This window comes from Methylobacterium sp. J-076, assembly GCF_022829405.1.
Classification (GTDB): domain Bacteria; phylum Pseudomonadota; class Alphaproteobacteria; order Rhizobiales; family Beijerinckiaceae; genus Methylobacterium.
Genome location: NZ_JAKSXW010000051.1, coordinates 1 through 11,962, shown reverse-complemented (window position 1 = coordinate 11,962; position 11,962 = coordinate 1). Strand labels below are relative to the sequence as shown.

The following is an 11,962-nucleotide window of genomic DNA, read 5'->3' as shown; positions in this document are numbered from 1 at the left end:
CCTGGATTGCTTCGCTCCGCTCGCAAAGACGGTGGTGGATGCTCGGTCCAATGGCGGTGGCCGTTGGCCAAGCTTGGCGGTGGCTTGCGATGCCCCTCGTCGTCATCGCGAGCGGAGCGAAGCGACCCAGGGCAGCGGGCCGTCTCCGAAGGTAGCGCGTCCCTGGATTGCTTCGCTCCGCTCGCAAAGACGGTGGTGGGTGCTCGCTCCGTTGGCGGTGGCTGATGGCCAAGCTGGCGGTGGCTTGCGATGCCCCTCGCCGTCATCGCGAGCGCAGCGAAGCGACCCAGGGCAGCGGGACATCTTCGAAGGTAGCGCGTGCCTGGATTGCTTCGCTCCGCTCGCAAAGACAGCGATGGATGCTCGCCCCGTTGGCGGTGGCCGATGGCCAAGCTGGCGGTGGCTTGCGATGCCCCTCCCCGTCATCGCGAGCGGAGCGAAGCGACCCAGGGCAGCGAGACGTCTCCGAAGGTAGCGCGCCCCTGGATTGCTTCGCTGCGCTCGCAAAGACAGTGGTGGGTGTTCGGTCTGTTGGCGGTGGCCGATGGCTAAGCTGGCGGTGGCTGCTCGCTCTGTCGGCGGTGACTGCGATGCCCCTCCCCGTCATCGCGAGCGGAGCGAAGCGACCCAGGGCAGCGGGACATCTCCGAAGGTAGCGCGTGCCTGGATTGCTTCGCCGCGCTCGCAAAGACGGTGGTGGGTGCTCGCTCCCTGGACGGTGGCCGATGGCCAAGCTGGCGGTGGCTTGCGATGCCCCTCGCCGTCATCGCGAGCGGAGCGAAGCGACCCAGGGCAGCGGGACATCTTCGAAGGTAGCGCGTCCCTGGATTGCGTCGCTTCGCTCGCACAGACGGCGATGGGTGCTCTATCGGCGGTGGCTGCGATGTCCCGCTACCGGCGGATGAGGCGCCGGGCGCCGGCCACGAGGCCGGTCGCCGCGATGCCGGCGCCGAGGAGGTTCAGTGCCCATTGCCCGGCCTCGCGGGCGGTGGGGCGGACCGACAGGCCCGGCAGGTCGAGCCGGTGCGGGGCGTCGAACAGCCAGCGGTTGATGCGCCCCGAGCGGTCGAGGCGGTTCAGGATCGTGCCGTCGCGGGGATCGACGTGCAACCACGTCGCCGCCGGATCGTCGTAGGTCAGGCGCAGGACGGGCAGCGGAGGTGCTCCGCCGTGCGGGTACCAGTAGGCATCGTAGGCCGTGATCCGCTCCACGGAGGCGAGGCGCCCGCCCGGCACCGTCGCCGCCGCGGCCAGGGTGGCCGCGTCCGGTCCCGCCCCACCGTCGAGATCCGTCGTGACGGGGCCCGCCGCCCCCTCGCGCACCAGCCACCAGCGCCCGCCGATGGCGGTGAAGCGCAGGAGCGTGAGGCCGGGCCCGGCGAGGCGTTCCAGGTCGCCGGGCGCGAGGCCGAGGGCGCCCGGCCGCCCCGCATAGGCGGCCTGCATCTCCGCCGGGGGCGCGAGGGAGGAGAACCACCGGTTCGGGTTCATCGACAGCCAGCCGCTCAGGATGAAGAGGGCGAGCCCGAACCCCCCGGCGAGGCCGAAGGCGTGGTGCCAGAGGGCGAGGCCGCGATAGGGGCTCACCGCGCCGCCCCGGTAGCGCCGCCGCAGGCGCAGGCGCAGGCGCCAGAGGCCGACGGCGAGGCCGCTGAGGGCGGTGAGGCCCGCGACGCCGGACAGCCACAGCACCACCTGCCGCCACAGCTCCGGCCGGGCGCGCAGGGGCGTGAGGTAGACCCAGTGGACCACCGCCCCGGCCCAGTTCCAGCCCCGCTGCCACCGTGTGGTGACGAGGGCGACCTCGCCCGTGCGGGCCGAGACGTAGACCTCGCGGCCGGAGGGGTCGCCGAGGGCGACCTTCCAGAACGGGCGCTGGGGGTTGTAACGGGCGGTGACGGTCCACTGGTCGCGCCGGACGGCGGTAGCCTCCCCACCGCCCGCGATGCGCAGGGCCTGCGCGGCATCGACCGGTCCCAGCAGCTCCCCCGTCACCGCCGAGACCGTGCGCCGCGCCCCCGCGGCGGCGGTGACCCGGTAGACCGGCTCGCCGTCGCGCATCTCCAGGGCGAGGCCCGCCGCCTCCCCCGCCGCCGCGAGGGCGGCGTCGGGGCCGATCCGCACCCGGTCCCAGGCGATCGGGGCGAGGCGGGCCAGCCGCTCCGCCCGGTCGAGGCTCGGGAACGGCACGTAGAGCATCACCAGCCCCGAACCGATCCACAGGGCGAAGAGCAGCCCCGTGCCGATCCCCAGCCAGCGATGGCCGAGGAGCAGCCAGCGCCGCCCCGCCTTCCCCGCCGCCCTCACCACGCCACCGTATAGGCGACCTCGACGGAGCGGGGGCGGCCGAGGAGCCAGTTGGTGCCGACGCCGTCCACCGCGTTGCCGCTGATGGCGTAGACCTTGTCGAACAGGTTGTAGAGCCGGAGCGACAGGCGGGACTCCGCCGTCACCTGATGGTCGAGCACCACGTTCACGAGGGTGTAAGCCGGGCGCCGGGCGGTGTTGCCGAAGTCGCTGTAGACCTCGCCGACGTTCTGGAGCCCGATCCGGGCGGCCCAGTCGCGGGTGGGCTCCCAGCTCAGCCACAGGTTCGCCACCCGCTCCGGCACGTCGATGGGTTGCCGGCCGGCGTAGGAGACCGCCGCACCGTTCACCACCTGGGTGAAGCTGTCGTACTGCGCGTGCAGGAGGGCGATGTTCCCGTCGAGCCGCCAGCCCGGCGCGATGGGCCAGCCGAGCGCCAATTCCACGCCCTGCGAGGATTGGCTCCCCACCTGGACGCCCACGGCCGACGAGCCCGGCAGGCGGGAGATCAGGTTGTCCTTGACGATGCGGTAGCCCGCCAGCGTCCATTCCAGCGCCCCGCCGAAGGCGAGGCCCTTGGCGCCGACCTCGATCTGGTCGCCCGTGGCGAGCTTGAACCCCGCGAGCGGCTGCGACAGCGTGATGAGGCTGCCGACGGGATCGGTGGCGAAGCTGTACTGCGCGTAGAGGGCGCTCTCCGCCGTCGGATTGTAGACGAGGCCGAATCGGTAGCCCAGCGCCTGGAAGGTCCGCTCGAATCGGGCGCCGGTCTGCAGGTCCTCCCGGTGGAGCACCGGCATGTCGAACCGTGCGCCCGTGAGGAAGGACAGCGTGTCCGTCAGCACCAGCCGGTCCTCGGCGAAGACCGACGCCTGCCGCGTCTGGGTGGCGTAGGCCGGCCGCGCGCGCCCGTCCTGCGGGAACAGGCCCGGATCGTAATTGGTCAGGGGGACGCTCGTGCTCGGGTCGAAATAGAAGTTGTTCGTGTGCCGGAAATCGATGTGGTTCACGTCGAAGCCGGCGGCGAACTGGTTCGGCAGGCCGAACACGTCGCCGCGGAAGGTCGCGTCGAGGCGGTTCCCGACCTGTTCCTGGCTGTGGTAGATCTCGAGGTAGTCCGACCGGTCCACCAGGCCGGAGGACCGGTTGAACGCGTATTGCTCCACGTCGAGCCAGTGCCGGCTCGAGGTCAGGCGGTAGGCCGTGTTGCGGATGGTGATGTCGGCGCTGGGCGACCATTCGGCCTTCAGCTGGGTCCAATTGTCGGCCCAGGTGATCTTCGGATCGCGGACATTGTAGTTGTTGAAGCGGATGGAATTCGGGATCCGGCCTTCCACCAGGGGCGTCCCCCAGTAGCGGGCCGGCTCCTGGTAGCCGAGATCGTGCGAGAGCGTGATGGCGAGGTCCGCGCTCGGCCGGAACAGCAGGGCGGCCGACACCGCGAGGTTGCGGAAGTCCCCCACCGGCCGGATCCAGCCGTCGGCGCGGTTGCCGCTCACGTTGAGGCGGTAGGCGAAGGTGTCGCCGTACTCGGCCTGCGCGATGCCGCCGCCGGAATCGAGGGCGAGGCGCGCCACCCCGTCCGAGCCGATCACCGCCCGCGCGGTGTTGACCGGCACGAAGGTCGGCTTCTTGGGCACCACGTTGATGACGCCGCCGATGGCCCCGTCCCCGTAGAGCACGGAGGACGGGCCGCGCAGCACTTCGATCCGCTCGACGTTCCACGTGTCGAACGGGAAGGTCACCGTCCCGGCGCCGACGTAGAAGCGGGTGCCGTCGTAGAGCTGTTGGATCGAGTTCGGCCCGGCGAAGCCCCGGCTGGTGAAGGCACCGTTGCCGTTGCCCGGTGCGGCGATGGTGGTGATGCCGGTGGCGTCCTGGGTCACCGCCTCGGCGATGGTGTCCTGCCCGCGCAATCGCGCGGTCTCGCCGGAGACGATGTCGAGGCTGGCCGGCGTCTCCAGGGGGGTCAAGCCGAGGCGGCTCGCCGTCCGGTCGGGGGTGCGCAGGTTCAGCCCGGTCGGCGAGGACCGGGTCAGGCTGACGCCCTCCCCTTCGACGGAGAGCTGGTCGAGGGTGACGGTCTCCTGCGCCTCGGCCGGCGGGAGGACGAGGGCCAGGGGCGCCTGGGCCAGGGCGGCCAGCAGGCCGCTGCGGTAGGGGGAGCGGTTCGGAACGCGGGAACGGGACATGGGGACGGAAACTCCGGCGCGGCGGACGCCGGCCTCGGCCACTCTATGCAATGTAATAATGTTGCATTCAACCGGAGGCGCACCGGCCGGCCGCCACGCCGCTCGCCGTCGCCTCGTCTGACGAGGCGACGGGAGTGCGCAACGGGCCGGTCCGAAGGGACGCGGTGATCGAGTGGAGTCGGCACGGGAATCGCGGGCGCGCTCGCTGTGGCACGTCACCGCGAACGAGGCCGGGGCGGACGTCCCACGGGACGCTGCCTCGACACCCGCCAGGACACCCCGCCCGGCGCGTTTCGCGTGTGACCACGGCTGACGGCAGGTCTCCTGGCTCACGGGTCGTCGCCGTTCCACCGTCTTCCCGGGCGGATGGGCCCAGTGACATGAATGGTGGATAAGCTCGCCGCTTACAGTTGCGGGGGCAGCCGCGGCTTCGGGCCGATGCCCTCACCGCGTTCCCTTTTGATCCCCGGGGGGAACCGTCACGGTCAAGCTAGGCGAGGGGTGCGGTCGCCGTCAACGCCCCCGGGGGCGATATCGCGCCCTGTCCGCAGGCGACAGGCTTTGCCGGGTGTGCCCCGCGGTGCTATGCGGCCACGATCCCAGCGAGATGGCCGGCCCGCGGCCCCCGGGATGGGACGCCGGCACCCCTGTCCGGCCCGCGAGACGGGCAGCCGCTCATGACCACACGACCTCCCCGCCGCGGGGGCCCTTCCGGCGGCACCGGCCGCCCCGATGGACGGCCCGGCCGCAACACCGCCTTCCGCCCGGTCCGCGCCGGCACAGGGCCGCGCACCAGCGCCAAGGATGCCGCCGAGCGCGCCGCCCGCGCCCGGGGCGACGATGCCGGCGAGCGCTCACCCTGGATCCCCTCCGCCGAGGCCGAGGCGCGCAAGGCGGCCAAGGCACGGCTTTCGGACGAGCCCCCGCCGGCGAGCAAGCCCCGCCAGGCGAGTGTGGCGCGGACACGGTCCGACGCGCCGCGCGCTCCCCGGGCGAAGCCCCCCGCCGACGCGCATGGCGTTTCCGCTGCCCCCTCCCCTGCCCCCTCCCCTGCCCCCGCCCCCGGCCCCACCCGGCGCGAGCAGCGCGCCGAGGCGTCGGCCACCCTCGCCTCGGGCGTGCAGACGCTGATGGTGGAGGCGGACGAGGCGGGGATGCGGATCGACCGGTTCCTCACCGCGCGGTTCCCGCAGCTTCCCTTCACCCGGGTGCAGAGCATCGTCCGCAAGGGCGAGCTTCGGGTGGACGGCAAGCGCGCCAAGCCCAACGACCGGCTGGAGCCGGGCATGAGCGTGCGGGTGCCGCCGCTGCGGCTGGACCAGCCCTCCGAGCGCCCGCGCAACGCCGCCCGGGAGGCCGACGACGCCACCTTCCTCAGGAGCCTGATCCTCTACGAGGATGCGGAGATGATGGTGCTGAACAAGCCCTTCGGCCTCGCGGTCCAGGGCGGTTCGGGCACGGTGCGGCACGTCGACGGGCTGCTCGATGCCCTCACCGGACCGGACGGGCAGAAGCCCCGCCTCGTCCACCGGCTCGACAAGGACACGGCCGGCTGCCTCATCATCGCGAAGACGCGGCTCGCCGCCTCCACGCTGGCCAAGAGCTTCCGCTCCCGCGCCGCGCGCAAGATCTACTGGGCGCTCACGGCTGGCGTGCCGCGGGTGCGCCAGGGGCGGATCTCCACCTACCTCGCCAAGGACGAGCCGACCGATGCCGACGCGCGGATGCGCGTCGCCCGGCACGGGGAGGAGGGGGCGAGCCACGCCCTGACCTATTACGCCATGGTGGATCAGGCGGCGCAGAAGCTGTCGTGGCTGTCCTTCAAGCCGGTCACGGGGCGGACGCACCAGCTGCGCGCCCACGCCGCCCATATCGGCCACCCGATCGTCGGCGACCCGAAATACTTCTCCGTGGAGAACTGGGAATTGCCCGGCGGCATCCAGAACCGGCTGCATCTGCTGGCGCGGCGGATCGTGATCCCGCATCCCCGCACCGGGCGGCCGGTGGACGTGAGCGCGCCGCTGCCGCCGCACATGCAGCAGAGCTGGAACCTCCTCGGCTTCGACTCGGGCCGCTACGACCCCGTGGTCGAGGCCCCGGAAGATTGAACGTCCCGGGCGGCGCCCCGGGGGCGGACGCCTTGGCAACGGCGCCGCCCGCCTCATATGCTGGGGTGCTCGGCCGCGCGCCTGCCTGCCGGGGCACCCGACGGTCGAGATCCTGAGAAATGAAGCTCGCGACTTTGGCCTGCCTTGCCGCCCTGTGCATGACAGCGCCCCTGCCGGTCCTTGCGGCTCCGGGCGAACCGGCGGCGGCAGAGCAGACGCACAGGGAGCCGGCCGCCGCGCCGCAGAAGCCGGCGGCCGCCAAGCCCGAACCCGCATCCGCCCGTGGCGAGCCGAAGGCCGACGCCGCCCGCGCCGAGCGGCCGGGCGCGGCCCCGGTGGTGGTTGTCGGCCGGGACCGTCGGCGGCGCTCCTACGCGGCCTGCAACCGCGCCTCGCACCAGCGTGGCCTACGGGGCGGGAAGCGCCGCCGCTTCCTGATCCGCTGCCGGCTCGGCTACGAGCGCACCCGCACGCCGCAGCACCAGACGCCCGCCGCCCCGCCGGCTCAGGCGCCGGTCCGCAAACCGTGACACGGCGGCCCGCCGGATCCTCCCTCGCATCGGCGGGACGGGCCCGTCGATGAAGCTCGTCGTCTTCGACGTGGACGGCACGCTCGTCGACAGCCAGCACCTGATCGTGGCCGCCCAGGCGGTCGCCTTCGCCGAGGTCGGCATGCCCGCCCCCGAACGGCGGATCGCCCTGTCGGTGGTGGGGCTGTCCCTGCCCCAGGCCTTCCGCCGGCTGGTGGGTGAGGACGGGCCGGTGGCCGAACTCTCCGAGCGGTACAAGATCGCCTACAACCGCCTGCGGCTCGACCCGGAACACGACGAGGCCCTGTTCCCCGGGATGGGCGACCTCATCGACCGGCTCCATGCCCGGCCGGGTGTCGCGCTCGGCATCGCCACCGGGAAATCGCGCAGGGGCGTGGACCGTCTGCTCGCCCATCACGGCTGGGAGGACCGGTTCGTCACCACGCAGAGCGCCGACGATGCGCCCTCGAAGCCCGACCCGGGGATGCTGGTCCGCGCCATGGCGGAGGCGGGGACGGCGCCGGCCGAGACCCTGATGATCGGCGACACCACCTACGACATCGGCATGGCCGTGGCGGCGGGCGTCGTGCCCATCGGCGTGTCCTGGGGCTACCATGCGCCGGGGACGCTCTACCGCTCCGGCGCCGTCACCGTGGTGGACAACGCCTCCGCCCTGGACGGGCTTCTCGCCGGCCTCGTCTGACCCCCCTCGCCCCCGGCGGGGGGAACGCCTATCTCCGTGCCCATGAGCGACGTGACGCAAGACTGGCTCGGCGAACCGGGCGACGGGGGACCGCCGGATCCCCTCCGGGCGGCCCGGACCGGGGCCAAACCCGCCCTGCCCCGGCGGTTCTACAAGGAGGCCGGCTTCGCCCCCGCCGATGGCGGTTTCAGGCTCACCCTGGACGGCCGGCCGGCCAACACCCCCGCCCGCAATCCCCTCACCCTCCCGACCGAATCCCTCGCCGGAGCGGTGGCGGAGGAATGGGGCGCTCAGGAAACCTCCATCGATCCGGCGAAGATGCCCCTCACGCGGCTCGCCAACACGGCGATCGACGGGGTGGCGCCCCGCCGGGAGGCCGTGGCCGACGACCTCTGTGCCTATGCCGTGACCGACCTGTTGGCCTACCGGGCCGGCGAACCGGATCGGCTGGTGGCGGCCCAGGCCGCGGCCTGGGACCCGATCCTGGACTGGGCCTACGCCACCTTCGGGGCGCGGTTGATCCTCAGCGAGGGCGTGATGCATGTCGAGCAGCCGCCGCAGGCCGTGCGGGCCCTGTCTGACGCCGTGCGACGGGTGGAGGACCCGTTCCGCCTCGCCGCCCTGCACACCCTCACCACCCTCAGCGGTTCGCTGATCGTCGCCCTCGCCGTCCTGCACGGGCACCTCGATCCGGCCGCCGCATGGGAGGCCGCCCATGTGGACGAGACCTATCAGGCCGCGGTCTGGGGGCGGGACGAGGAGGCCGAGGCGCGGCTGGCGATCCGCCGGGCCGAGTTCGAGGCGGCGGCGCGGACCATCGCCGCCGTGGCCTGACACGCCCCGGGGGACAGATGCCGACGGGCAACATTCCCGCCGGATTTTCACCATGATCGGGCCGGCACGGCCTCCGGTCTGGCGGAGCCGGCATCGTCTGTATTAGCATCCCCGGAAGACGCTTTCGGCCGAGCGATGTCCGCAGACCATCCCGACGAACACACTATCATCGAAGAGCTCGCCGCGATCTTCCGCCGGGCGCGCGGCCCCCGTGCGGGCGAGGCGCGCCACGCCCTGTTCGAATCGCTGGCCGAGCTCGAGCGCCGGGCGGGTCTCCGCGGCGCGTCGGACGGGACCCTCGGGCGGGTGTCGGAGAGCCGGTTCCTCGCGGGGCTCCTGCGCGAATCGGTGTCGCCGATCCGCACTCAGACCGTGCGCGCCACCCGCCAGCTGCTGACGGCCTGCCCCGATCCGCGGACGGTCTGCGAGACCGTGGCCCAGGCCTGAGGATCAGGCCGAGGGGCGCGCGAGGGCCGAATCGATCGCCCCGCCCAGGTTCGCCGGCTGGGCCGAAGGGGCGAAGCGCGCGACGGGAACTCCATCGCGCCCGATCAGGAACTTCGTGAAGTTCCACTTGATTCGGGCCGTCCCGAACAGGCCGCGCCGAGCGCGGGTGAGATAGTCGAACAGCGGGTCCGCCCCCTGCCCGTTCACCTCGACCTTGCCGAGGACGGGAAAGCTCACGCCGTAGTTCAGGGCGCAGAAGCCGGCGATCTCGTCCGCCGTCCCGGGCTCCTGCTGGCCGAACTGGTTGCAGGGGAACCCGAGCACCGTCAGCCCATCCCCGCTCCGCTCGCGCCACAGGGCTTCCAGCCCCTCGTATTGCGGGGTGAAGCCGCAGCGGGAGGCCGTGTTCACCACGAGCAGGGCCCGCCCCCGGTACTGCGCCAGGGGGTGCGGGCGTCCGTCGGCGGCGCGGACGGTGAAATCGTAGGCGGAGGTCATGGGACCTGCACGGTGGGGCGGACCTTCTCGACGTCGAAGGTGAGGCCCTGGGGCGTCATTCGCTCCCGGGTGACGATGCGCTCGTCCGGGGCGACGATCCCGAGGGCGACGTCCCTGTCGGGGAGGATGACGGTGGTCGACTTGTTCACGTGGACGAGGACATGCCGCCGCTTCGGCGCCGAGGCGACGGCCCAGCGCCGGAGCTGCGTGTAATAGGGCTCGCGCCGCCACACGTTGGCCTGCCCCGGATCGACCTGCACGTTCATGTTGCGGCTGACCGGATCGAGGCTGAGCACCATCTTGGCGCGCTCGGGCTTCCATTCCGGGCCGAGCCAGCCCTCCGTCATCCACAGGCAGTGGAAGGCGCGGCAATGGTCGGGCCGGGTCGCGTGGATGGCACAGCCGCGGCCGGAGACGGTATGGCGGCACCATTGCCCGGCGACGCTCTCCACCGCCGGGACGTCGTAGACCTTGCAGCACAGGGTGCAGGTCCCGCAGGCGCGGCCGGGGGCGGGCTGCGCGATGATCGAGTCGGGGCTGAGCATCGGGGGCGAGCGGGCGGTCCGGCATGCATCCCGGTTCGGAGGGGGCCGGGACTGCGACCCTATCTGCGGACCCATCGTGCCGGTAGTGTGGCACGATCCCAAGGCCGCCACGGTCAAGTCCCCCAGGAGCGCCCGCATGCTCTCGAACCTCGCGACCCGCGACGTCGAAACCCTGCTCCACCCCTACACCCACCTGGCGAACCACCGCCGCACGGGCCCGCTGGTCCTGGAGCGCGGCGAGGGCGTCCACGTCTACGACACGGAGGGCAGGCCCTATATCGAGGGCATGGCGGGGCTGTGGTGCACGGCGCTCGGCTACTCGAACGCGGAGCTGGTCGAGGCGGCCCGGGTGCAGATGGGCCGGCTGCCCTTCACCCACCTGTTCTCCGGCCGGAGCCACGACCCGGCCATCGAGCTGGCGGAGACGCTGAAGGAGCTGATGCCGGTTCCGACCTCGAAGATCTTCTTCTGCTCGTCGGGCTCGGAGGCGAACGACACGCAGGTGAAGCTCGCGTGGTACTACAACAACGCGCTGGGCCGCCCGCAGAAGAAGAAGATCATCGCCCGCCGGAAGGGCTACCACGGCGTCACCATCGCCAGCGCCTCCATGACGGGGCTGCCGGCCAACCACCTAGACTGGGACCTGCCCCTGCCGGGCTTCCTGCACGTGTCGACGCCGCACCACTATCGCGGCGCCGAGCCGGGGGAGAGCGAGGAGAGCTACTCCGCCCGCCTCGCCGCCGAGCTGGAGGAGACGATCCTTCGCGAGGGGCCGGAGACCGTCGCCGCCTTCATCGCCGAGCCGGTGATGGGCGCGGGCGGGGCGATCCTGCCGCCGGCGGGCTATTTCCCGGCGATCCAGGCGGTGCTTGCGAAATACGAGGTGCGCCTCATCGCCGACGAGGTGATCTGCGGCTTCGGCCGGCTCGGGACCTGGTTCGGCGGCCAAGCCCTCGACATGCGGCCGGACACGATCTCCTTCGCCAAGGCCGTGACCTCGGGCTACATCCCCCTCGGCGGCGTGAGCATCGACCCTCCGCTCTACGAGGCCCTGCTCGACCAGAGCGAGAAGCTCGGCGGCTTCGGGCACGGCACCACCTATTCCGGGCACCCCGTCGCCTGCGCAGTGGCGATCAAGGCCATCGAAATCTACAGGCGCGACCGCGTCATCGAGGGTGCCGCCGAAAAGGCCCCGCAATTCCAGCGGCGGCTCTCGGCGCTCGCGCAGCACGACATCGTCGGCGAGGCAAAGGGCATCGGCCTGATCGGCGGCCTCGAGATCGTCGCCGACAAGGCGAGCCGCCGTCAGTACGATCCGAAGGCCGGCGTTTCGGCCCGCTGCGTGGCCTTCGCCCAAGAGGAAGGGCTGATCGTCCGCTACCTCTCCGGCGACCGGGTGGCGGTGTGCCCGCCGCTGATCATCACGCCGGACGAGATCGACACGCTGTTCGACCGGCTCACTCGGGCGCTCGACCGGACGCGGGACTGGATCCGGTCGGAGGGGCTGGAGGCGGTGGGGTAGGCGCGACGCTTCCCCGCTTTTCCCTCCCCCCTCTGCGAAGCAGGGGGGGGGGGAGCGGGGAGGGCGGCGTCCGGAATAGGCGCAGCGTGGGGGGTTCGTTCTGCACCGTCGCTCCCCTCGCCCGACCCCCTCCGGGGGCCACCCTCCCCCGGCGAGGGGGGGGGGAAAGGGGTAAGGCGCCCCCTACGCCCGCTTCCCAACCGGCCCCGCGGGGTGTCCTTCCCACCCGGCTTGCTGGGGCGTCTACCTGCCCTCCCGACCGGTGGTCGCCGGGCT

Annotated in this window: 10 protein-coding genes and 1 riboswitch; of the genes, 6 read left to right on the top strand and 4 right to left on the bottom strand. The window is 72.4% G+C overall.

The window, feature by feature from the left end:
- Positions 1–891: 891 nt before the first annotated feature.
- On the bottom strand, positions 892–2,310 hold the full coding sequence (locus MKK53_RS03995; protein ID WP_243927049.1) for a PepSY domain-containing protein: 1,419 nt from the start codon (positions 2,308–2,310) through the stop codon (positions 892–894).
- Entirely contained in the window at positions 2,304–4,499 is a 2,196-nt protein-coding gene (locus tag MKK53_RS03990; protein ID WP_243927047.1) for a TonB-dependent receptor, read from the bottom strand. Before MKK53_RS03990 ends, MKK53_RS03995 begins: the two co-directional genes overlap by 7 nt.
- 296 nt (positions 4,500–4,795) lie before the next feature.
- A riboswitch (cobalamin riboswitch) is annotated at positions 4,796–4,995 on the bottom strand.
- Between the two features lie 181 nt (positions 4,996–5,176).
- Between MKK53_RS03990 and MKK53_RS03985 the strand changes: the two genes are divergently transcribed.
- The 5 genes from MKK53_RS03985 to MKK53_RS03965 all read left to right on the top strand — a co-directional run bounded on the left by MKK53_RS03985 (position 5,177) and on the right by MKK53_RS03965 (position 9,121).
- Positions 5,177–6,607, top strand: a complete 1,431-nt coding sequence (locus MKK53_RS03985; RefSeq protein ID WP_243927045.1) for an RluA family pseudouridine synthase — start codon at positions 5,177–5,179, stop codon at positions 6,605–6,607.
- A 119-nt stretch (positions 6,608–6,726) separates the two neighbouring features.
- Entirely contained in the window at positions 6,727–7,137 is a 411-nt protein-coding gene (locus tag MKK53_RS03980; protein ID WP_243927043.1) for a hypothetical protein, read from the top strand.
- Positions 7,138–7,186: 49 nt separating this feature from the next.
- A complete protein-coding gene (locus MKK53_RS03975) occupies positions 7,187–7,840 on the top strand; it encodes an HAD-IA family hydrolase (protein WP_243927041.1) in 654 nt (217 codons plus the stop codon).
- Between the two features lie 42 nt (positions 7,841–7,882).
- Positions 7,883–8,674, top strand: a complete 792-nt coding sequence (locus MKK53_RS03970) for an ATP12 family chaperone protein (protein ID WP_243927051.1) — start codon at positions 7,883–7,885, stop codon at positions 8,672–8,674.
- 135 nt (positions 8,675–8,809) lie between these two features.
- Positions 8,810–9,121: a hypothetical protein gene (locus tag MKK53_RS03965; protein ID WP_243927039.1), complete on the top strand. Its 312-nt coding sequence runs from the start codon at positions 8,810–8,812 to the stop codon at positions 9,119–9,121.
- Between the two features lie 3 nt (positions 9,122–9,124).
- Here MKK53_RS03965 and MKK53_RS03960 read toward each other — a convergent pair whose 3' ends face one another.
- A complete protein-coding gene (locus MKK53_RS03960) occupies positions 9,125–9,619 on the bottom strand; it encodes a glutathione peroxidase (RefSeq protein WP_243927037.1) in 495 nt (164 codons plus the stop codon).
- Positions 9,616–10,164 carry a hypothetical protein gene (locus MKK53_RS03955; RefSeq protein ID WP_243927035.1) on the bottom strand — a complete coding sequence of 183 codons (549 nt, stop codon included), beginning with the start codon at positions 10,162–10,164 and terminating at the stop codon, positions 9,616–9,618. Before MKK53_RS03955 ends, MKK53_RS03960 begins: the two co-directional genes overlap by 4 nt.
- A gap of 136 nt (positions 10,165–10,300) precedes the next feature.
- Here MKK53_RS03955 and MKK53_RS03950 point away from each other — a divergent pair, with 136 nt between their 5' ends.
- Positions 10,301–11,686 carry an aminotransferase gene (locus tag MKK53_RS03950; RefSeq protein ID WP_243927033.1) on the top strand — a complete coding sequence of 462 codons (1,386 nt, stop codon included), beginning with the start codon at positions 10,301–10,303 and terminating at the stop codon, positions 11,684–11,686.
- The last annotated feature ends 276 nt before the right edge of the window (positions 11,687–11,962 follow it).